Here is a 19885-nt window from a genome sequence, read left to right as displayed (position 1 = left end):
GGAGAACCCCATGTCCGACGCACCGCTGAGGGTGCTGTTCTGCATCGGCGTCAACCAGAACTTCTTCGACCTGCCCACCGGCCAGGGCAAGACGGTCTGGGACGGTTTCACGAGCATGCTCGCCCAGCTGTACGAGCTGCCCGGCGTCACCGTCCTCGGCACGATCGACGACGACCAGCACCTGGTCGGCCCGTCCGGCTCCTGGCCCTGGACCTGCTACGTCCTCGCCGACGTCGTCGACCAGCCCACCGTCGCCGCCGCCTGCAACCTGTTCCGCACGGTCCAGGTCGGCGAGCACGGCCTATGGCGCTACATGAAGATCGAGGCGCGCATGGGCCGCCCGCTGCCGCAGCCGGAGGCCGCCCGATGACCACCCACGCGAACATCGCCTCCCTCGTCGAGTCCGACCGCGTCGCCGGCACCCTCTACACCGACCCGGAGCTCTTCGAACGGGAGATGGACCGCGTCTTCCACCGCACCTGGGTGTGGGTGGCCCACGAGAGCGAGATCGCCAAGGCCGGCGACTTCAAGACGGCCTGGGTCGGCCGCCGGCCCGTCATCGTCAGCCGCGACCGCCGCGGCGGCATCAACGTCCTGCTCAACCGCTGCCGCCACCGCGGCGCCAGCGTCTGCGAGACCCCCAAGGGCAACGGCAACGGCTTCACCTGCCCCTACCACGCCTGGTCGTACGCCCTGGACGGCACCCTGCGCGGCATCCCGTACCCCGAGGGCTACGAGGACGTCGTCGAGAAGAAGGACCTGCCGCTGCAACGCCTCAAGGTGGGCACGTACGCCGGCATGGTCTTCGCGAGCTTCGACGACGGGATCGAGCCGCTGGAGGACTTCCTCGGCGGGGCCCGCCTGTGGATCGACCGCTTCATGAAGCAGGGCGCGGGCTACCCGATCAAGGTGCAGGGCGAGCACCGGTTCCGCTTCAACGGCAACTGGAAGATTCAGCTGGAGAACACCACCGACTGGTACCACTTCCCGATCGTGCACCGCTCCTGGATGTCCTCGGTGGACGCCGAGACCGCGAGCATGCTGTCGATCATGACCGACGAGAGTGCGGTCACCCACGCCCTCGGCAACGGCCACAGCGTCTCCATCTCCGTCGCCGAACACGCCGATCTCGACGTCGACGACGGCACCGAGAAGCTCCAGGACCGCTTCAGCCACATAGTCGAGGAACTGTCCGAGGACATGCCCCCGGAGAAGGTGCGGCGCATCGTCCGCTCACTCCACGGCGCGGGGTTCAACCTCAACCTGTTTCCCAACGTCGCCATGTCGATGTCCTTCTTCCGCGTCCTGCGCCCGATCTCGGTCGCGGAGACGGAGATCCGGCACGTGGCGCTCGGCCTCGACGGCGGCCCGGAGATCGTCAACCGGGAACGGCTGCGCATCCACGAGCACTTCCAGGGCCCCTTCGGCTTCGGCAGCCCCGACGACGCCGAGGCGTGGAACCGCGTCCAGCGCGGTGTGACCGGCGGGGTCGACATGCCGATCCTGGTCAACCGCGGCCTCGGCCGCGAGAAGCCCGACGACCTCGGGCAGCCCACCTCCCACGCGACCGACGAGACCGGGATGCGGGAGGCGTACGCGATGTGGAAGAGGATGATGACCGATGGCAACTGAAGCTCTCGGCACGGTGGTCGAGCTCCCCCTGGACGACCCCCATGCCCTCGCCGCCGTCTCGCTCATCTGGCGCGAGGCCCATCTCCTCGACGCCCGACGCTACGAGGAATGGGACGGCCTCTGGGCCGAGGGCGGCGAGTACGTCGTCCCCATCGACCGCGACGCGACCGACTTCGCCTCCCGCCTCAACCTCGTCTACGACGACGACCGGATGCGCCGCATGCGCGTCGAGCGCCTCACCGGTGGGTTCTCCATCTCGGCCGCGGCGGCGGCCCGCACGGTCCGCTCGGTGTCCCGATTCGTGGTGACCGGCCGCGAGGACGACGCGATCGAGGTCTGCTCGGCGCAGATCCTCGTCGGCTACAAGCGCGAGGAGACCTTCGTCCTGGCCGCCGACGTCACCCACCGTCTCGTGTTCGCAGCGGCGGACGGCCCGCGCATCTCCCGCAAGATCGTGCGGCTGGTCAACTCCGAGGACGCCGTCACCGCGTCGGGGTTCCTGCTGTGAGCCCCCACGAGGACGACGGCACCCGGCGCGTCGCCCTGGTGACGGGCGCGGCCCGCGGCCTGGGCGCCTGCATCGCCGGGCGGCTCTACGACCGCGGCTACTGCGTCGCGTTGACCGACCTGGACGAGGAGGCCGCGGTGAAGGCGGCCGCGGAGCTGGACCCGGAGGGCCGCTACGCCATCGGGCTCGCCCTGGACGTACGCGACAAGGACGCCTTCACCCGGGCCCGCGACCGGCTGACCGCCCACTGGGGTGCCGTCCACGTGCTGGTCAACAACGCGGGCCGGTCCAAGGCCGAAGCACTGATGGAGATCAGCCCCGAGAGCTTCGAGACCGTCGTGTCGACCAACCTCAACGGCACCTTCTTCGGCTGCCAGGTCTTCGGCGCCTACTTCACCGAGCGCGGCTACGGACGCATCGTCAACATCGCCTCCCTCGCCGGCCAGAACGGCGGCACGGCGACGGGCGCGCACTACGCGGCGGCGAAGGGGGGAGTGGCCACCCTGACGAAGGTGTTCGCCCGCGAACTCGGCCCGCACGGGGTGACGGTGAACGCCATCTCGCCGGGGCCCCAGGACCTGCCCATCGTCCGCGAGATGGTCGCGCCCGACGCCCTCGCCGCGATCGAACAGGCCGCCCCGGTACGGCGGTTGGGGCGCCCCATGTTCATCGCCGACATGGCCGTGCTGCTCGCCTCCGAGCACGCGGACGCGGTCACCGGAGCCTGCTGGGACGCCAACGGCGGCCTGTACATGCGCTGACAGCGCCGTCAGCTCCCGATCCGACCCCGAAGGCAGACGGATGTTCCCTGTCACCGTCACCGACACCCACCACGAAACCGACACGATCAAGGTTCTCCGGCTCATCCGCACGGACGGCGAACCCCTCGCCCCCTACCCGGCCGGCGCGCACGTCGACGTCACCGGCCCCACCGGGATCACCCGCCCCTACTCGCTGTGCGGCACACCCGACGACTCCGGTTCCTACACCATCGCCGTCAAGCGTGAGGAGGACTCGCGCGGTGGTTCCCAGGCCCTGCACGACAAGACCGAGCCGGGCACCGAGCTGACCATCGGCACACCCCGGCAGCTCTTCGGCCTGGCCTCCGACGCGGCCGAGCACCACCTGGTCGCGGCCGGCATCGGGATCACGCCGCTGCTGGCGATGGCGTACGAACTGCACGGCAGGGGAGCGGAGTTCATCCTGCACTACGTGGCGAGGAGCCGCGCGGAGGCGGCCTTCGCCGGACTGCTGGAGGAGTCCGCCTTCGCCGAGCGCGTGGTCCGCCACTTCGGGCTCGGCCGAGAGGCGGCCGGTGCCGCACTCGCCGCGGAACTGACCGGGCTTCCGGCGGAGGCCCACGTCTACACCTGCGGACCGCAGGGCTTCATGACGTACGTCCGCGAGGTCGCCGCGACCGGCGTGCCGGAGGAACGGATCCACTCGGAGCTGTTCCAGGCCGATGGGCCCTCGGATGCGGGCGGGGCCTTCGAGGTCGAACTCGACACCGGTGAGATCTACACCGTGCCGCCCGGCAGGAGCATCGCCGAGGTGCTGGAGGAGAACGGCGTCCCGCTGGAGACCTCCTGCCGCGAGGGCATCTGCGGGACCTGTGTCCTGCGCGTGGTCGAGGGCGAACCCGACCACCGCGACCACTGCCTGACCGCGAAGGAGAAGGCGGCCGGGGACCAGATCGCCGCCTGTGTGTCACGGGCGAGGTCGGCGCGGCTGGTGGTCGAGCTGTGGTGAACCCGTCCCCACCGATCCACGAGAGGAGCGGCACCGCCGTGACCCCCGATCAGACGGACTTCCGCGAGGCGATGGCGCATCTCCCCGCAGCCGTGAACATCCTGACCACCGACGGCCCGAACGGTCGCTGCGGCATCACCGTCAGCGCGGTCTGCTCCGTCACCGACGCCCCGCCCACCCTGCTGGTCTGCGTCAACCGGAGCAGCGCCATGCACGATGTCTTCCGCGCCAACGGACGGGTGTGCGTCAACGTGCTCGGCGGCGACCAGCAGGAGCTCGCCCTGCACTTCGCGGGTGCCACGAAGGTGCCCATGGCCGAACGCTTCACCTGGGACGTCTGGGACCGCACCCAGGACGTACCCGTCCTCAAGGACGCCCTGGTCACAGCGGTCGGCACGATCAAGCACACGGTCCCCATGGGCTCCCACAGCGTGCTCTTCGTCGACATCGAGCAGATCCGCACCCGCCCCGGCGGCCAGAGCCTCGTCTACTTCAACCGTGCCTTCCACCGGATCGACGCCACCCCCCTGCTCGCGGAGGGCACCCGGTCATGACCGCTGTCGAGGAAGCGCTACGGCGCCTGGAGCGGACTGAACCGGACATCCGCGCGTGGGTCCGTGCGGACGCCGAGGGCGCCCGTGCCGCGGAGCTGCGAGCACCGGACGGGCCTCTGCACGGCATGCCGTTCGGTGTGAAGGACATCATCGACGTGGCCGGGCTGCCCACCGAGTGCGGCTCCCCGCTGCGCCGCGGACGGATCGCCGAGCACGACGCCTGGCTCGTGGACCGGCTGCGCGGGGCGGGTGCCGTGCCCCTCGGCAAGACGGTGACGACCGAGTTCGCGTACTTCCAGCCCGGCCCCACCCGCAACCCGCACAACCGGGCCCACACACCGGGCGGTTCCTCCAGCGGCTCGGCCGCCGTCGTCGCGGCCGGCGTGGTGCCCCTCGCCCTGGGTTCTCAGACGGCGGGTTCACTGACCCGGCCCGCCTCCTTCTGCGGCGTCGCCGGCTATGTCGCCCCGGTCGGCGCCTGGCCGACGACCGGAATCACCGGACTCAGCCCGACCCTGGACTCACCGGGACTGCTCACCGAGCACGTGGACGCTCTGGCCGCGGCCGTGGAGGCCGTCGACGGCACGCGGACCGAGGCCCCGGACACCGATGTACGGGTGCTGGTGTGGCCCGGCACCGAGCTGGCCGACGTCCACCCGGCCATGCTCGACGCGCTGCACAGCACCGTCCGGGCCCTGGCCGCCGACGGCGCGGCGACGGACGAACTCGCAGGACGGGTCCGTACGCCCGAACTCGCCGAGACGCACGCCACGGTCATGGCGTACGAGGCCGCCCGCTCCCTCGCGGCCGAGGCAGAACACCCCCAATACCTGAGCCGCCACCTCAACGACCTCCTGACACTCGGGCGCGACACCCCGGCGGACGTGTACCGGGCAGCGCTCGCCGTCAGGCACGAAGCCCGCACCCGGGTCCTCGAACTCCTCGACCGCGCCGACGTGATCCTCGGCCCGGCAGCCCCCGGCCCCGCCCCGCACGGACTGGACGCCACCGGCTCCCCGGTCCTCAGCCGTCCGTGGCAGCTGCTCGGCCTGCCCGTCGTGACCGTCCCCGGCCACCGGGACCCACATGGCATGCCGCTGGGTCTCCAACTCGTCGGCCATCCCGCGCGCGTGGGCCGCCTGCTCGGCATCGCCCGCCGAGTCGAGGAGGCCGTACGGTGAAGATCACCGCGATCGAGACCGTCCCGTACGCGATCCCCTACACCAAGCCCTTGAAGTTCGCGAGCGGCGAGGTGCACGCCGCCGAGCACGTCCTGGTCCGCGTGCACACCGACGAAGGACCGACCGGGGTGGCCGACGCGCCGCCCCGCCCCTTCTCGCCCGCGAGCGGATCCACGCCCTACTGCACCGCACCGTCGGCAATCCGGCCGCCAAGTCGGCCCTCGACATGGCGCTCTGGGACATCGTGGGGCAAGCCCTGGACCGGCCCGTCACCGAGCTGCTCGGCGGCTGGACCGACCGGATGCGCGTCAGTCACATGCTCGGCTTCGACGCGCCGCGGCGGATGGCCGACGAGGCCGTGCGGATCCGGGACACGTACGGCATCACGGTGTTCAAGGTGAAGGTCGGCCGCCGCCCCGCCCGACTCGACCTCGACGTCTGCCGGGCCCTGCGGGAAACCCTCGGCGACGAGACCGAGTTGTACGTCGACGGCAACCGCGGCTGGACCGCCTCGGAAGCCGCGGCCGCACTGCGCGAACTGGACGAGCTCGGTATGACGCTCGCCGAGGAGCTGTGTCCGGCCGACGACGTCCTCGGCCGGCGCTGGCTCGTGGGCCAGAGCCGCATTCCCTTCGTCGCGGACGAGTCCGCGACCACGCCCGCCGAGGTGACCCGCTCCCTGCTCGACGGCGCCGCCACCGCGATCAGCGTCAAGACGGCCCGCACCGGCTTCACCGACTCCCAGCGCGTGCTGTTCCAGTGCGAGGGGCTGGGCGCCGAGGTCGTGATGGGCAACCAGATCGACAGCCAGCTGGGCACGGTGTGCACCGTCGCCTTCGGCGCCGCACACGCCTCCTCCTCCCGCCGGGCCGGCGAACTCTCCAACTTCCTCGACATGAGCGACGACCTGCTCACCGAACCACTGGTGATCACCGGCGGAACACTCGCCGTCGGTGACCGGCCCGGGCTGGGCGTCGCGTTACGAAGGAGCCGCACCGCATGTCCGACACCACCCTCAAAGCCACGGCCGCCGGATCAGGGGCCTCGGCCACGGAACGCTTTCTCGCCGACAAGACCGGCGCGTCCGGGCCGCTCACCGACACCGCGCGCGTCAACACCCTGGTCACCGAGGTGATCACCGCCGTGCACGACGTCATCCGTCGCCATCGCGTGACGTACGAGGAGTACAACGCCCTCAAGTCCTGGCTGATCTCCGTGGGCCAGGACGGAGAGTGGCCGCTCTTCCTCGACGTGTGGATCGAGCACGTCGTCGAGGAGGTCGCCACCGCGGCCCGCGAGGGCAGCAAGGGCACCATCGAGGGGCCGTACTACGTACCCGGCGCTCCCGTCCTGCCCAGTGCCGGCAGCCTGCCGATGCGGGACGGCGAGGCGGGCACCCCGCTCCTCTTCCAGGGACAGGTCACCGGCGTGGCCGGCGAGCCGCTGGCCGGCGCCCTGCTGGAGATGTGCCAGGCCGACGACGGGCTGTACGCGCAGTTCGCGCCGGGCATCCCGGAGTGGAACCTGCGCGGCAGCGTCGTCACCGACGACGAGGGCCAGTTCGCGGTGACCACCATCCAGCCCGCCCCCTACCAGATCCCCACCGACGGTTCCTGCGGCCGGCTCATCGCCGCCGCCGGCTGGCACGCCTGGCGCCCGGCCCACCTGCACCTGAAGGTCTCGGCCCCCGGGCACCAACCGCTCACCACGCAGCTCTACTTCAAGGACGGCGCCCACATCCAGGACGACGTGGCCTCCGCCGTGAAGCCCGAACTCGTCCTCGACCCACGGCCGGACGGCAGGGGCGTGCACGAGGCCACGTACGACTTCGTCCTCGACCCCAGCGTCTGATCCCGACCGCCGACCGGAGGCCGCCGTGCTGTTCGCCGTCCAGATGACCGTCAACCTGCCGCCCGACCTGGACGCCGAGTTCAGGGAGGCGACCAGACGTCACCGTGACGTCGCTGGCCCGGCATCCCTCCGCGATCGACTGACGCGGAGGGCGGTGCCGGACGGTCAGCGCAGGATCACTGTGCACCTGCCCTGGACGAACACCCGGCCCTCGCAGTGCAGACGCTGGTTGGGGCAGACGCCGACGGCGCTCAGGCGCCTCCGAAAACGGTCACCTCGCGGCTGTAGAGGACGAACGAGCGGGAAGGGTCGTAGAAGCCGTCGGCCTGGGTGGAGTGCTCCCGCAGTGACCGCTCGTAGGAGGGGAAGTGGGTCAGCGCCTCGTCCGCGGAGGTGTAGTACAGGGCTGCGACCCCTTCGTACACATGCTTGTCCCGACCGCCGAAGTGACGCAGCGCTTTCTCGGCTCTCGGGACCTGCCGGTGCTGGACGTAACCGCGCAACGCCCCAGCCTGCGGCTCGTCCTCGGCCAGCGCCTTTTCGTGGGCGGCCTGCCACCTTTCGACGAAGCCGTCCAGGTCCAGCCCTTCTGACGCGCGGAGGAAGTGGAGCACCTTCACCTGGCCCTCCTCCTCGAATGCCGGCGGGGGCATGAGTACCGATGGGCGGGCCAGCAGGGCCAGGGCGCTGGGCATGTCGTTGAAGTGGACGCCGTCGGGGCCGATGACCTCGCGTGTGTAGGGGTCGGCCATCGTGGCGGCCAGTGCCTCCATGTTCTCGAAGTGCAGTTCGGTGACGGAGTCGCGGCCGAAGTCGGTCAGGTGTGCCGGGTCCTCCTCGCTGCCGAAGGACGCGTCGAACACGTGGTTCTGGACGTAGCGTCGGACGTGGAGAGGGTTCGCGGCGGCCAGTGATCCGTGCACATGCTGCAGGTAGTGCAGGAACGCCTGGTGCGTCATGCCGGGCTTGCGGCGGATGGCGGCGATCAGGTTCAGCATGTTTCTCCAGCGCGAGAGGCGGCGATCGGTTCCGGGACGGTCACCGCCCGGCGCCGACGGGCGGAGAGGCCGAGCCCGATGGCGCCGATCGCTCCGGCGACGGCGAACACACCCATGGCGCCCGCCAGGCTGCCGACGGCGGAGGTGAGCGCGAGGACCACGAGCGGGCAGATGAACTGGCCGATGAAGAAGGACCCCGTCCACAGTCCGGTGCCGCGGCCGCGGTCGGCGTAGTCGAGCTTGGACATGGCGAGGGTGAGCAGGCTCGGCAGCATGATGCCGCCGCCTACGCCGTTGATCACGGCACCGATGGTCAGTACGACAGGGTTGGGTGCGAGCCAGATCACAGCGAAGCCGAGGGCGCACAGGGCGAAGACGGTGGGCAGCCAGGCGGCGGGGCTGCGGCCGGACTTGGTGAAGACAGCGGCGCCGATCACGGTCGCGATGCTGGCGGCGGCGATGGCCAGCCCGATCATGCCTGGCTCGGCCACGCCCATGTCGTCGAGGAGGAAGGCCATCTCCACCTGGACGGTGTAGAAGAGGACGGCGCCGAAGACGGTCAGAGCGCACGTCCCGGCCAGCGGCCGCCAGGGGAAGGAACGCTTCGCAGGCTCCGGGGACGTGGTGGGGGAGGGGCCGGTGACCGGGTCGGCGGGTCGGAGCTTGGGCAGGAAGGCGGCCATGGCGGGGGCGAGCAGCAGGCTCGCGGCGTAGGCCCAGAACGGTGTGCGCCAGCCCGCCGATCCAGCCGCGCCGCCCAGCGCGAAGAAGGCCGTCGCGGAGATCGCGGCGCACATCGTCTGCATGGCGAGGTAGCGGTCGCGTTGCCTGCCGGAGTAGTAGTCGCCGATCAGCGTGGTGCAGCAGGTCATGATGGCGGCTTCGACGACGCCGACGAGGGCACGGCTGGCGACGATGGCGCCGAGGGAGTCCAGCCACAGCGGGGCGGTGCCGAGGACCGCGTAGAGCACGGTGGCGACGACGAGCAGGCGTTTGCGGCCGAGCCGGTCGACGATGACGCCGGCGAAGGGGGCCAGCACCGCCAGGGAGAGGGCGGGGATCGTCAGGGCCATCGGGACCAGCGCGTCGACGCCCGGCGTGTCGGCGAAGTGGTCGTGTATCTGCGGCAGGACGGGGGCGATGAGGACGGCGCCCAGGATGGGCAGACAACTGCCGGCCATGAGCAGGGTGATGCGCAGTCGGTGGCCGGGACCGGACATGGTCTGTTCCGGCGGACCGTCCACGACGGCTGCGGGTGGCGGGGACGGGAATGCGGGCATGGGTGCGGGCATGCGGGAACTCCACCTGGCGTAGTGGGGAGGGAAGAGGGCACGGGCCCCTGGTGAGGCCGCCCCGGGCGCGGGGCAGGGCCGGAGCGTGGGCGCCGATACTGCCGTGGCGTCGCGGAGGTCCGGCTTGCCGGGGGCCTGCGCGGGCCCGGCAGCGGGGAGTGGTGCGGCTCCGGCGCCGGGTTGAGACGACTATGGGCTACCGGGCCGGGCCTGCCTAGCCTCGGGCCGATCGAGATCGACGATGCGGATCATGTCTGTCTTGGATTCCGTAGGGCTGGAGCGCGGCTCCACCCCCGTGAGCGGGACGCCCGAGCCACCGGAAACCGTCGGCAAGGCCCCGGCACCGCTACCCGGACACAGCCGCGGTCGTCGCCTCCTTCAGGCCAGGCGTTCCCTCCGGCAGGCGGGTGAGTGCGAGGCGCAGGAACGCCTGGGCCGCGGGTGAGGTCGGGGCCGGGTCGCGGTGGGCGAGGGCCAGTGGCTGGAGTGCCTGCGGGTCGTCGAGGCGCAGGACGCAGTCGGCGTGGTCGACGGGGACGATGGCCTCGGCCACCGGTCGGGGCACGACGGTCACCCCGATCCCCTCGAACGCCAGCGAGGCGAGATCTCCCGCGCTGCGCAACGCGCAGACGCCCCGGCGGCGTGCTCGCGCGCGGTCGAACGCGGCGTCCACCTGCACACGCAGTCCGGTGTCCGGACCGCATTCCAGGAAGCGTTCATCGGCCAGCCTGCCCAGATCGGTGACACCGGTCCCGCGCAGGCGGTGCTGACGGCCCACGACAGCCACGAGGGGAACCAGGCGGAGCAGGTGGTACGCGATGCCCGGGGGCAGCTGGTGCGCGTGCAGGGCGACGACGGCGACCTCCAGTTCACCGGTCAGGAGCTGTGCGGCGGCCTCCACCCCGTCGGCGTCGGAAAGGGTGACCTCGACTGCGGGATAAGCCTCCTGATAGTCCCTCAGCAGGCCGAGCTGGTCGATGTCGCCGGCCGTGAGCGTGACCGAGCCGATGCGCAGCCGCCCCCGTACGGGCCCGTCGAGGGAGGCGATCTCGGCGTGCATCTCCTGCACCGTCCTGAGTACCCGCCGTGCACAGGCGACGAAGGTCTGTCCGGCCTGGGTCAGCCGGACGCTGCGACTCGTGCGTTCGAACAGCTGGGCTCCGACTTCACGCTCCAGCTGGGTGATCTGGTGACTGAGCCCGGACTGCCCGATGCGGCAGCGCGCCGCGGCCCGGGTGAAGTTGAGCTCGTCGGCGATGGCCACCGCGTACTCCATCTGTCGCAGATCCATCGCAGTCTCCGATCATTTCGTGCGTGTTTCAGTGTTGGACGCCAAAGATACGCCGGGGACATCATGGCCAGAACGAGCTGTTCAGCTCGGTTCCATCACGTTTTTCGGGGCCCGATCTCGCGGCAGCGTGCTGCCGCCGATGGGCATCGATCACATTCTTCGCTTGATCCAACCTTGCCAAAGGGGAGAGAGCCATGGCCACTGCAACGACGCAGTCAGGCGGGACGCCCGGGCAGCAGCCCGTCGGTACCCAGCCGCCTCCGGAGACCATGGGGTTCCCGGACACGCCCAAGTTCCGGGGGTTCTTCGCCCCGTCGCGGATCGAGGCGGACGTCTACGACCTCGAGATCGAGGGCCGCATACCCGCCGAGCTGTCCGGCGCCTTCTACCGCGCCGCCGCGGACACCCAGTACCCGCCGCGGTTCGCGAACGACGTCTACATCAACGGCGACGGCATGATCCATATGGTGCGGTTCGAGAACGGCCACGCCGATCTGAAGACCAAGTACGTCCGCACCAAGCGGTTCGAGCTCGAACGCCGGGCGCGCCAGGCCCTGTTCGGGGCCTACCGCAACCCGTACACGGACGATCCGTCCGTCCTCGGCATCGACGACGGCAACGCCAACACCTCGATCGTCTGGCACGCCGGCAAGCTGCTCGCGCTCAAGGAGGCGGCCCTCCCGTACGAACTGGACCCGGTGACGCTGGAGACGAAGGGCATCTACGACTTCTCGGGCCAGATCCCCGGGCGAACCTTCACCGCCCACCCGAAGCACGACCCGCGCACCGGCGAACTGATCGCCTTCGCGTACAACGCCAGCGGCCTGCCGGACAAGCAGATCCACATCCACGAGATCTCCGCCTCCGGCAAGGTCACCCGCTCCCAGACCTTCGAGGTCCCGTACTCCTCGATGGTGCACGACTGGCTGGTCACCCGGGACCACTTCGTCTTCACCATCTCGCCCATGGTCGCCGACCCGGAGCAACTGAAGAGGGAGGCCCAGTACTTCGTCTGGGACCCGAACCAGGAGACCTACGTCGCGGTCATCCCCCGCGAGCAGGGCGTGAGCGGCATCAAGTGGTACCGCAGCGAACAGCTCATGGAAACGCACTCGTTGAACGCCTGGACGGACGGCGACACCCTGGTCGCCGACCACTTCACCACCAAGTCCGGCTGGTTCTCCCAGTTCCCGATCACGACCGTCGGTCCGCTGCCCGAGAAGCCCCCGTTCCTGCACCGCTGGACCTTCGACCTCACCCAGGGCGCCGCCCACTGGGACGACACCATCGACACCTACCGCAGCGAGCAGCTCCTCGACTCGCCCGGCGACATGCCCCGGGTCGACCCCCGGATCCTGATGGAGAAGAACCGGCACGCATGGGTCGGCGGGATGCACCCCGACGTGCCGAAGTGCGACGTCGGCCCCATGGGCCCGCCCTTCAACTCCCTCATCCACCGCGACGATCACACCGGCGCGACGACCTTCTGGGCCCCCGGCGAGCATGCCGCGCCCGAGGAGCCGGTGTTCGTACCGAAGTCGGCGGACGCCGGCGAGGGCGAGGGCTATCTGCTCGCCCTGATCGGCCGACGCGACCAGAACCGGCACGACCTGGTCATTCTCGACGCCCTCGACATCGCCGCCGGCCCCATCGCCACCGTGAAGATTCCCTTCCGGCTCCGGTACGGCTTCCACGGCACCTGGGTGCCCGACAGCGAGCTGCGGAAGTGAGCGGGTCGATGCGGCTCACCAGGTGCGGCCACGCCTGCATCCGGCTGGAGCGGGACGGCGTCGCCATCGTCATCGATCCCGGCGTCCACTCCGACCCTCGAGCGCTCCAGGGCGCCGATGCGGTGCTCGTGACGCACGAACACGTGGACCATTTCGCCGAACCCGTGCTGCGCGCGGCGGCCGAGGCGAACCCCGCCCTGCGGATCTGGGCAGACCGCTCCGTGGCGGCCCGGCTCGACGGGCTCGGCGGGCGGGTCACCGTGGTCGGTGACGGGGACGCCTTCGACATCGAGGGCATCGGCGTCGAGGCGCACGGAGAACTGCATGCGCCGACCCACCCCGACCTGCCGCGGGTCACCAACGTCGGCTTCCTGGTGGACGGGGCGGTCTTCCACCCGGGCGACGCGTTCACCGTTCCCACACGCTCGGTGGACACGCTCCTGGTCCCGGTGCACGGGCCGTGGTCGAAGACCGGCGAAGTCATCGACTACGTCCGCGAGATCAAACCCCGGCGTGCTCTGTCCATCCACGACAGCGGTCTCAGTGAGGGCGGAAACGCTCTGGTGGACGGCCTGCTCATCGCAGGCCTTCGAGGCTCCGCGACTGACTACCTGCGGGTGGCGGCCGGAGCCGGAAGAGAACTCACATGAGCAGATGGCTGGGGTTCGAGGAGCGCGGCGCGCTCGTCATCGGTGCCGGAGGACTGGGCACCGCGTGCGCCCGGGCTCTGGCGGAGACCGGAGCGCGTCTGGTGGTCGTCGACGCGGACGAGACCCGGCTCAAGGCCCTGCGCGACGATCCGGCCCTCGCGGCCGCTGACCTGCGGACCCTCACCGCGGACCTGACCTCGTCCGACGAGTGTGAGCGTGCGGTCACGGCGGCGGCCCGCGAACTGGGTGGTCTGGACGTGCTGGTGCACGCCGTGGGGACGAACGACCGCCGCCCCGTGGTGGACACACCGGACGGTGTGTGGGATCGCATCGTGACCTTGAATCTGTCCAGCGCCTTCTGGACCGGGCGCGCCGCGGGCCGGCTGATGCGCGAGGCCGGCCACGGCAGCATGGTGTTCTTCTCCTCCGTCTCCTCCCGGCTCGCGCACCGCCACCACGCCCCGTACGCGGCCTCGAAGGGCGGCCTGGACCAACTCGTGAAGGTGATGGCCCGCGAATGGGCCGCCGACGGCGTCACCGTGAACGCCGTGGCCCCGGGCTACACGGAGACCGAGCTGACCCGCGCGTACCTGGACAAGCCCGGAATGCGCGAGGAGATGACCAGCCTGGTCCCCGCCGGGCGCCTGGGCACACCGCAGGACGTGGTCGGCGCGGTGCTGTTCCTCACCTCGGCCCGCGCGTCCTTCGTGACCGGTCAGGTGCTCTACGTGGACGGCGGCCGCACGCTCGTCTGACCCCCTGTCCCGCTGAAAGGAGTCGAGGATGACCGCACGCCTTGCCGGACTGCTGCCCGGTGAGCTGGACGAGCAGCAGACCGAGGTCTACCGGGTCGTCACCGGGGGCCCGCGAGCGGCCGGACCGCAGGTGTTCGCCCTCACCGACGAAGAGGGGCGACTCCGTGGCCCGTTCAACGCCATGCTGCTCAGCCCGCCCCTCGGGCTCGCCGTCCAAGCGGTCGGGGCGGCGGTGCGCTACGAGTCGGTCCTGACCGACCGTGTGCGGGAGATGGCCATCCTGGTGGTCGCCGCCGAGTGGGGGAGTGCCTTCGAGCGGGAGGCCCACGAGGCGGTGGGCCGGATGTGCGGCCTCACCGAACCAGAGCTGGACACACTGCGCGCCGGCGGACTGCCCGACCTCCCGGACCCGGCCGAGCAGGCCGCCCTGCGAGCGGTCGTCGCGTTGACCAGCGCCGGTGGGCTGAGCGACCAGGAGTACTACGACACGGTGGCGGCGTGGGGAGAACGAAGTCTGTTCGAACTCACCACCCTGGTCGGCTACTACTCCCTGCTCGCCCTCCAGTTGCGCGTCTTCGCGGGAGAAGGGGTGTCCTCCGCGGAAGACCACCTGACCGACACTCACCAGCACCTCGAACCTGAAAGCGGTACACCATGAAGCTGATCACCTTCGACGACGGACGCGTCGGCAGACTGGAGCTGGAAGAACGGCTCGTCCTCCCCCTGGAGGTCGGCTCGACACGCGAGTACTTCGAGCGCGACGGCCGGGTCACGGAGACGGGGGAGCGCCTCGCTCTCGACGACGTGAGGCTGCGGGCGCCGATCGTGCCGAAGAAGCTCTTCCACACCTCCGGCAACTTCCGTGAGCACGAGGACGAGTCGAAGAACGTCGACTGGTCCCACCCCATGCACAAGGGCATCGTCTTCTTCCAGAACGTCGACGCGATCGTCGGCCCCGACGAGCCGGTCATCTACCCCGAACACCTCACCAGCGAGCTGGACTACGAGCTGGAGATCGCCGTCGTCATCGGCAGGCCCGGCAAGTTCTTCGGCGTGGACGACGCCCCGGACCACATCGCCGGCTACGTCGTCTTCAACGACATCACCGCCCGCGACATCCAGCGCCGCGAGATGGAGTCCGGCGTCTTCTCCTTCTGCAAGGCCATCGACACCTTCTGCCCCGTCGGCCCCTACATCGTCACCGCCGACGAGATCCCCGACCCGCAGAACCTCGACATGGAACTGCGCGTCAACGGCGTGGTCCGGCAGAAGTCCAACACCAACCGCATGTCGGTCTCCATCCCGCACATCGTCGCCTACCACTCCCCGCAGGGCTACAGCGCCGGCGACCTGATCACCACCGGCACCGTCCAGGGCGTCGCCGGCTTCAGCGGCGACCCCGACATGTACCTCAAGCCCGGCGACCTCGTCGAGGCCGAGGTCGAGCGCCTGGGCGTGCTGCGCACCCCGATCGTCAGCTGGGAGCAGGGCCACGGGACCCCCGTACCGCAGAAGGTGGACTGGTGAGGCTCGCCGTCCTCGGCGGCCGTGCCGCCCTGGTCCGCGGCGATCGGGCCGCGGACGTCGGCTGGGCCTCGAAGGGCCGGCTGTCCACCGACCCGATGACTCTGCTGGAGCAGTGGCAGCGGGTCCGCGAGTGGGCCGCCGGCCTGTCCGACGAGGCGTACGACATCGAGGTGGACTCGGATGCCCTCCAGGCCCCGGTTCCCCGGCCACGGCAGGTCTTCGCCGTCGCCCTCAACTACCCCCCGCACGTCGCCGAAGCCGGATACACCCCGCCATACGAGCCGTTGGTGTTCACCAAGTTCCCGACGTGCGTCACCGGCCCCCGCACCACGGTCGGGCTGCCCGTGGGCAAGGTCGACTGGGAGGTCGAACTCGTCGCGGTGATCGGCCGGCCCGCCCACCGCGTGCCGGTCGGCCGGGCCTGGGACACCGTCGCCGGGCTCACCGTCGGACAGGACCTGTCGGAACGCGTCTCCCAACTCCAGGGCAAACCAGCCCAGTTCAGCCTCGGCAAGTCCTTCCCCGGCTTCGGGCCGACAGGCCCGTTCCTCGTCACCCCCGACGAGTTCGACGACCCCGACGACCTGGCGATCACCGGACTGCTCAACGGCGAGACCGTCCAGCAGGACCGCACCAAGTCCATGATCTTCCCGGTCCCCGAGCTCATAGCCCGCCTCTCCGCCGTGGTGCCCCTCCTCCCCGGAGACCTGATCTTCACGGGCACCCCGGCCGGAGTCGGCAACCGGATGAACCCGCCCCGCTACCTCACCGAGGGCGACGAACTCGTCAGCCGAATCCAGGGAATCGGCGAAATCCGCCAGCACTTCACCGCCGTACACCCCTGAAAGGACGCCGCATGGCACACCAGAGCATCCCCCACCGATTCGAGGGCCGCACCGTCCTGGTCACCGGCGCCGGCACCGGCTACGGCGCCGAGATCGCCGTCCGCGCCGCTCAGGAGGGCGCCCGGGTCGCCGTCCACTACCGCAGCTCCGCCGCCGGAGCCGACAAGACCGTCGCCCGCATCAAAGACGTCGGCGGTGAGGCGTTCACCGTGCAGGCCGACATCGCCGTCCACGCCGAGGTGATCCGGATGGCGGGTGAAGTCTTCGAGCGCTTCGGCGGGTTGGACGTGCTGGTCAACAACGTCGGGGATGTCGCGGGCGATCAGATGTCCTGGCGGGACCTCACCGAGGAGTCCATCGACCACGTGCTCGCCGTGGACATCAAGGGAACCATGCTCTGCGTCCACGAATTCGGCTCCCGCATGCTGGACCAGGGCCACGGCGCCATCGTCAACATCGGCTCCACCGTGATCGTCCGCGGCAGCGCGCGGGCCCCGCAGTACGCCGCCGCCAAGTACGGCATCCTCGGCATCACCAAATCCTACGCCCAGGCGTTCGCGCCCGTCGTACGGGTCAACACCTTCGCGCCCGGCTTCATCGAGACCGACACGCTCCTGAACCGTGCGGACTGGAAGTCCGGTCGCCGCGAGGACATGGTCGCCAAGACACCGCTGGGCCGTATCCCGGGCCCGGCCGAACTCGCCGGCACCGCCCTCTTCCTCGCCACCGACGACGCCGCCCACATGACCGGCGTCTACCTCAACGCTGACGGCGGCTTCAACATGATCGGCGCCTGACCCGACCCGCGAGCAACCGGACCGAGAACAAAGGCAGATGACCCCATGGACCCCGTTCCACTTCACCGGAACCTCCTCATCGGCGGCAAGGAGACTCCCGCCGCCTCGGGGCGGACCACGCCCGACCTCAGCCCGTGGACCGGTGAGCCGTACGCCACGGTCGCCGCCGCCGGACCCGAGGACGTGCAGGCAGCGGTGGACGCGGCGGACGCCGCCTTCGCCGGGTGGGCCGCACTCGCACCGTTCGCCCGACGGAAGATCTTCCTGGACGCGGCGGACCTCCTGGAGCAGCGCGGCGAGCAGGCCGTGGAGCTGATGGCCGGGGAAACCGGCGGCACCCGGGGATGGGCGCTGTTCAACGTCGCCCTGGCCGCGAACATGCTGCGCGAGGCCGCCGCCGCGATCACCGCCCCGCGCGGGGACGTACTGGTCACCCAGGAACCGGGCGGGCTCAGCCTCGCCGTTCGCGAACCCCTCGGCGTCGTCGCGGCGTTCGCGCCGTGGAACGCCCCGATCATCCTCGGCACCCGCACGGTCGCCGCCGCGCTCGCGGCCGGCAACACCGTCGTGGTCAAGGCCAGCGAGGACGCGCCCCTCGCGTGTGGCCTGTTCGTCGCCGACGTGCTGCGCGACGCCGGACTGCCCGGCGGGGTCCTCAACGTCATCACCAACGGCAAGGCGGACGCCGCCGCGATCGCGCAGACACTGATCGCGGACCCGCGCGTACGTGCCGTCAACTTCACCGGCTCGACCGGCGTCGGGCGGATCATCGGCACCCTCGCCGCCCAGCACCTCAAGCCGGCCGTACTCGAACTCGGCGGCAAGAACTCCGTGATCGTGCTGGCGGACGCCGACCTCGACCACGCCGTGAACGCCGCCGCTTTCGCTTCCTTCATGAACGCCGGGCAGATCTGCATGTGCGCCGACCGCATTCTGGTGCACACGTCGATCGTCGGCGAGTTCACCCGGCGGTTCATCGCGAAGGTCGCCGAACTGCCGAGCGGTGACCCGGGCCAGCCCACCACCGTCGTCGGCCCGCTGGTCGACGAGGCCGCCGCCCGGCGGGTCGCCGCCCTGGTCACGGACGCGGTACGGAAGGGCGCGCGCGTGCTCACCGGTGGCGGTCCGCCGGACGGAGCCCTGCACCCGGCGACCGTCCTCACCGACGTCCCCGAGGACGCGTCGCTGCACCACACCGAAGCCTTCGGACCCGTCGTCGCCATCACTGCCTTCCGGGACGACGACGAGGCCGTGGCGCTGGCCAACGACACCGAGCATGGCCTCAGCTGCGGCATCCTCACCGAGAACGCCACCCACGGCCTGAAGGTGGCACGCCGCATCCGCACCGGCATCGTGCACGTGAACGATCAGTCGGTGGCGGACGAACCCCAGGCCCCCTTCGGCGGCTTCGCGGCCTCCGGATACGGCCGCTTCGGCGGCCGCTGGGGCATCGAGGCCTTCTCCAACATCCGCTGGGTCACCCTCTCCGCCGAGCAACCGCACTACCCTTTCTGATCGCTCGGGGAAGCCGTCGGCCACATCGGGGCGGCGGCCACCGGCGAAGCCACGGCAGTGTCTCGGGATCGGTGGCTGCGGTGTCCGCTCGTTGCAGAGCCGCGTTGATCGCTTCGCCGATGTCTGAGAGCCGGCGCACTTGCTCGGGTCTCAGTGTCGGGGAAGAAACCGGCACACCCGCCGGAGCGTCGTCAACGCCGTCGGTGACGCTCCACCGACTCATGCAGAACGGCCCGCACACGGAGCGCAGCCACCTGTGGCGCGACGCCGGCGGCGACGAGAAAGGCGGTCGTGGCGGCCTCACCTGTGGGATCCGCCCAGGTGGACGTAGCCGGTATGCGAGGCGTTCAAGGCGGCTGGTCCCGGGCTGGTGTTGGTCGTTTCCGGTCCAGTGGGCGTCGAGTCTGATCACGTTGAGGGCGGTGGCGGAGAAGGTATCTTGAAGGCGGACCTTCAGTAGCCCGCGGTAGCGGGCCCGGCGTATGCCGGTGATGTCGAGGGCCTGGTTGATGGTGCCTTCGACGCCAGCTCGCAGGGCGTACTTGGTTTTCCAGGTGTCCGTTCTCTGCTCGGCGCGGGCCCGGGCAGAGGGCATCCAGCTCGGCTCCCAGTGCGTACTTCCAGTCGATCGTCGGCACGGTCATCGCCGCCGCCTGCCGGTTGGTCAGACCCTCGGCGAACGGCTCGTCCGCGAAGACCTCCGCGAGCCGGTCCCGCACCCGTATCGCCAGACTCCCCTTCGGGAACGCCGCCCGGGCCACCGCCGCGGTCTGCTCCGGGATCTCCGCCAGGGCCTTCGGCCGCATCGACATCCACACCACCCCCACGGCCGCACGACAGGACAACGACCGCACGGACGATCTTTCCTCGCCCGCCCTTCACCCCCGCAGGGAATTGCGCAGTAGAGTCGCTGATCTCTTTCGCCTCGGCTACAAGCATCCCGCCACATTGGCCTTCGCAGCATGCGAACCAGCGGTTGACTCCCGGGCGAGGGGCATGACCTGGATCTC

20 protein-coding genes and 2 pseudogenes are annotated in these 19885 nt (G+C 70.5%); 17 read left to right on the top strand and 5 right to left on the bottom strand.

Features of this window, described 5'->3' with window-relative positions; translation table 11 throughout:
* Positions 1 to 10: 10 nt before the first annotated feature.
* The 9 genes and pseudogenes from AC5DRG_RS04365 (at position 11) to catA (ending at position 7475) form a co-directional block, all read left to right on the top strand.
* The gene (locus AC5DRG_RS04365) at positions 11 to 370 is read left to right on the top strand and encodes a hypothetical protein (RefSeq protein ID WP_491808181.1); all 360 of its coding nucleotides are present in this window, start codon (positions 11 to 13) and stop codon (positions 368 to 370) included.
* Positions 367 to 1632: an aromatic ring-hydroxylating oxygenase subunit alpha gene (locus AC5DRG_RS04360; RefSeq protein ID WP_491808179.1), complete on the top strand. Its 1266-nt coding sequence runs from the start codon at positions 367 to 369 to the stop codon at positions 1630 to 1632. The genes AC5DRG_RS04365 and AC5DRG_RS04360 overlap by 4 nt, the downstream gene beginning before the upstream one ends.
* Positions 1622 to 2140, top strand: a complete 519-nt coding sequence (locus tag AC5DRG_RS04355; protein ID WP_491808178.1) for an aromatic-ring-hydroxylating dioxygenase subunit beta — start codon at positions 1622 to 1624, stop codon at positions 2138 to 2140. The genes AC5DRG_RS04360 and AC5DRG_RS04355 overlap by 11 nt, the downstream gene beginning before the upstream one ends.
* The gene (locus AC5DRG_RS04350) at positions 2137 to 2901 is read left to right on the top strand and encodes an SDR family NAD(P)-dependent oxidoreductase (protein ID WP_491808177.1); all 765 of its coding nucleotides are present in this window, start codon (positions 2137 to 2139) and stop codon (positions 2899 to 2901) included. Before AC5DRG_RS04355 ends, AC5DRG_RS04350 begins: the two co-directional genes overlap by 4 nt.
* A gap of 40 nt (positions 2902 to 2941) precedes the next feature.
* The gene (locus AC5DRG_RS04345) at positions 2942 to 3889 is read left to right on the top strand and encodes a PDR/VanB family oxidoreductase (RefSeq protein ID WP_491808175.1); all 948 of its coding nucleotides are present in this window, start codon (positions 2942 to 2944) and stop codon (positions 3887 to 3889) included.
* A 38-nt stretch (positions 3890 to 3927) separates the two neighbouring features.
* Positions 3928 to 4443, top strand: coding sequence for a flavin reductase (locus tag AC5DRG_RS04340; RefSeq protein WP_491808173.1), 516 nt, complete (start codon positions 3928 to 3930; stop codon positions 4441 to 4443).
* Positions 4440 to 5624: an amidase gene (locus tag AC5DRG_RS04335; RefSeq protein WP_491808172.1), complete on the top strand. Its 1185-nt coding sequence runs from the start codon at positions 4440 to 4442 to the stop codon at positions 5622 to 5624. Before AC5DRG_RS04340 ends, AC5DRG_RS04335 begins: the two co-directional genes overlap by 4 nt.
* Positions 5621 to 6606 (top strand): annotated as a pseudogene (locus AC5DRG_RS04330) (enolase C-terminal domain-like protein); the annotation flags it as partial. The gene AC5DRG_RS04335 and the pseudogene AC5DRG_RS04330, both read left to right, overlap by 4 nt.
* Before the next feature lie 17 nt (positions 6607 to 6623).
* Positions 6624 to 7475, top strand: coding sequence for a catechol 1,2-dioxygenase (gene catA / locus AC5DRG_RS04325; protein WP_491808170.1), 852 nt, complete (start codon positions 6624 to 6626; stop codon positions 7473 to 7475).
* A 251-nt stretch (positions 7476 to 7726) separates the two neighbouring features.
* Here the strand turns inward: catA and AC5DRG_RS04320 are convergent, their stop codons facing one another.
* The 3 genes from AC5DRG_RS04320 to AC5DRG_RS04310 form a co-directional block, all read right to left on the bottom strand.
* Positions 7727 to 8473: an EthD domain-containing protein gene (locus AC5DRG_RS04320; protein ID WP_491808168.1), complete on the bottom strand. Its 747-nt coding sequence runs from the start codon at positions 8471 to 8473 to the stop codon at positions 7727 to 7729.
* Complete coding sequence (locus AC5DRG_RS04315) at positions 8467 to 9765, bottom strand: MFS transporter (RefSeq protein ID WP_491808166.1); 1299 nt, start codon at positions 9763 to 9765, stop codon at positions 8467 to 8469. The genes AC5DRG_RS04320 and AC5DRG_RS04315 overlap by 7 nt, the downstream gene beginning before the upstream one ends.
* Before the next feature lie 346 nt (positions 9766 to 10111).
* Complete coding sequence (locus tag AC5DRG_RS04310; protein WP_491808165.1) at positions 10112 to 11056, bottom strand: LysR family transcriptional regulator; 945 nt, start codon at positions 11054 to 11056, stop codon at positions 10112 to 10114.
* Between the two features lie 194 nt (positions 11057 to 11250).
* Between AC5DRG_RS04310 and AC5DRG_RS04305 the strand changes: the two genes are divergently transcribed.
* Genes AC5DRG_RS04305 through AC5DRG_RS04270 form a run of 8 tightly spaced genes read left to right on the top strand, consistent with a single transcriptional unit; the run spans position 11251 to position 18875 of the window.
* Positions 11251 to 12786 carry a carotenoid oxygenase family protein gene (locus AC5DRG_RS04305; protein ID WP_491808163.1) on the top strand — a complete coding sequence of 512 codons (1536 nt, stop codon included), beginning with the start codon at positions 11251 to 11253 and terminating at the stop codon, positions 12784 to 12786.
* 8 nt (positions 12787 to 12794) lie between these two features.
* On the top strand, positions 12795 to 13436 hold the full coding sequence (locus tag AC5DRG_RS04300; protein WP_491808161.1) for an MBL fold metallo-hydrolase: 642 nt from the start codon (positions 12795 to 12797) through the stop codon (positions 13434 to 13436).
* Positions 13433 to 14191, top strand: coding sequence for an SDR family NAD(P)-dependent oxidoreductase (locus tag AC5DRG_RS04295; protein ID WP_491808159.1), 759 nt, complete (start codon positions 13433 to 13435; stop codon positions 14189 to 14191). Before AC5DRG_RS04300 ends, AC5DRG_RS04295 begins: the two co-directional genes overlap by 4 nt.
* Before the next feature lie 28 nt (positions 14192 to 14219).
* A complete protein-coding gene (locus AC5DRG_RS04290; protein ID WP_491808157.1) occupies positions 14220 to 14849 on the top strand; it encodes a carboxymuconolactone decarboxylase family protein in 630 nt (209 codons plus the stop codon).
* Positions 14846 to 15718 carry a fumarylacetoacetate hydrolase family protein gene (locus AC5DRG_RS04285; RefSeq protein ID WP_491808155.1) on the top strand — a complete coding sequence of 291 codons (873 nt, stop codon included), beginning with the start codon at positions 14846 to 14848 and terminating at the stop codon, positions 15716 to 15718. The genes AC5DRG_RS04290 and AC5DRG_RS04285 overlap by 4 nt, the downstream gene beginning before the upstream one ends.
* The gene (locus tag AC5DRG_RS04280; protein WP_491808153.1) at positions 15715 to 16563 is read left to right on the top strand and encodes a fumarylacetoacetate hydrolase family protein; all 849 of its coding nucleotides are present in this window, start codon (positions 15715 to 15717) and stop codon (positions 16561 to 16563) included. The genes AC5DRG_RS04285 and AC5DRG_RS04280 overlap by 4 nt, the downstream gene beginning before the upstream one ends.
* Before the next feature lie 11 nt (positions 16564 to 16574).
* Complete coding sequence (locus AC5DRG_RS04275; protein ID WP_491808151.1) at positions 16575 to 17360, top strand: SDR family NAD(P)-dependent oxidoreductase; 786 nt, start codon at positions 16575 to 16577, stop codon at positions 17358 to 17360.
* Positions 17361 to 17405: 45 nt separating this feature from the next.
* A complete protein-coding gene (locus tag AC5DRG_RS04270) occupies positions 17406 to 18875 on the top strand; it encodes an aldehyde dehydrogenase family protein (protein WP_491808149.1) in 1470 nt (489 codons plus the stop codon).
* Here AC5DRG_RS04270 and AC5DRG_RS04265 read toward each other — a convergent pair.
* Both AC5DRG_RS04265 and AC5DRG_RS04260 read right to left on the bottom strand, forming a co-directional pair.
* Positions 18838 to 19470, bottom strand: a complete 633-nt coding sequence (locus AC5DRG_RS04265) for a transposase (protein WP_491808147.1) — start codon at positions 19468 to 19470, stop codon at positions 18838 to 18840. The genes AC5DRG_RS04270 and AC5DRG_RS04265 overlap by 38 nt on opposite strands.
* A 1-nt stretch (position 19471) precedes the next feature.
* Positions 19472 to 19687, bottom strand: a pseudogene (locus AC5DRG_RS04260) (IS5/IS1182 family transposase); the annotation flags it as partial.
* Between the last annotated feature and the right edge of the window lie 198 nt (positions 19688 to 19885).

The sequence above is a fragment of the Streptomyces sp. JLBG701 genome, assembly GCF_058544905.1.
The sequence above is the reverse complement of the archived record's forward strand: the minus strand, read 5'-3'. Positions and strand labels throughout refer to the sequence as shown.

Bases quoted from the DNA above. Each gene is read 5' to 3' on its own strand.
- AC5DRG_RS04345 (WP_491808175.1), top strand. From the start codon at position 2,942: ATGTTCCCTGTCACCGTCACCGACACCCACCACGAAACCGACACGATC.
- AC5DRG_RS04265 (WP_491808147.1), bottom strand. From the start codon at position 19,470: ATGCCCTCTGCCCGGGCCCGCGCCGAGCAGAGAACGGACACCTGGAAA.
- AC5DRG_RS04355 (WP_491808178.1), top strand. From the start codon at position 1,622: ATGGCAACTGAAGCTCTCGGCACGGTGGTCGAGCTCCCCCTGGACGAC.
- AC5DRG_RS04365 (WP_491808181.1), top strand. From the start codon at position 11: ATGTCCGACGCACCGCTGAGGGTGCTGTTCTGCATCGGCGTCAACCAG.
- catA (WP_491808170.1), top strand. From the start codon at position 6,624: ATGTCCGACACCACCCTCAAAGCCACGGCCGCCGGATCAGGGGCCTCG.
- AC5DRG_RS04285 (WP_491808155.1), top strand. From the start codon at position 14,846: ATGAAGCTGATCACCTTCGACGACGGACGCGTCGGCAGACTGGAGCTG.
- AC5DRG_RS04310 (WP_491808165.1), bottom strand. From the start codon at position 11,056: ATGGATCTGCGACAGATGGAGTACGCGGTGGCCATCGCCGACGAGCTC.
- AC5DRG_RS04320 (WP_491808168.1), bottom strand. From the start codon at position 8,473: ATGCTGAACCTGATCGCCGCCATCCGCCGCAAGCCCGGCATGACGCAC.
- AC5DRG_RS04270 (WP_491808149.1), top strand. From the start codon at position 17,406: ATGGACCCCGTTCCACTTCACCGGAACCTCCTCATCGGCGGCAAGGAG.
- AC5DRG_RS04305 (WP_491808163.1), top strand. From the start codon at position 11,251: ATGGCCACTGCAACGACGCAGTCAGGCGGGACGCCCGGGCAGCAGCCC.
- AC5DRG_RS04315 (WP_491808166.1), bottom strand. From the start codon at position 9,765: ATGCCCGCACCCATGCCCGCATTCCCGTCCCCGCCACCCGCAGCCGTC.
- AC5DRG_RS04335 (WP_491808172.1), top strand. From the start codon at position 4,440: ATGACCGCTGTCGAGGAAGCGCTACGGCGCCTGGAGCGGACTGAACCG.
- AC5DRG_RS04295 (WP_491808159.1), top strand. From the start codon at position 13,433: ATGAGCAGATGGCTGGGGTTCGAGGAGCGCGGCGCGCTCGTCATCGGT.
- AC5DRG_RS04290 (WP_491808157.1), top strand. From the start codon at position 14,220: ATGACCGCACGCCTTGCCGGACTGCTGCCCGGTGAGCTGGACGAGCAG.
- AC5DRG_RS04360 (WP_491808179.1), top strand. From the start codon at position 367: ATGACCACCCACGCGAACATCGCCTCCCTCGTCGAGTCCGACCGCGTC.
- AC5DRG_RS04300 (WP_491808161.1), top strand. From the start codon at position 12,795: ATGCGGCTCACCAGGTGCGGCCACGCCTGCATCCGGCTGGAGCGGGAC.
- AC5DRG_RS04275 (WP_491808151.1), top strand. From the start codon at position 16,575: ATGGCACACCAGAGCATCCCCCACCGATTCGAGGGCCGCACCGTCCTG.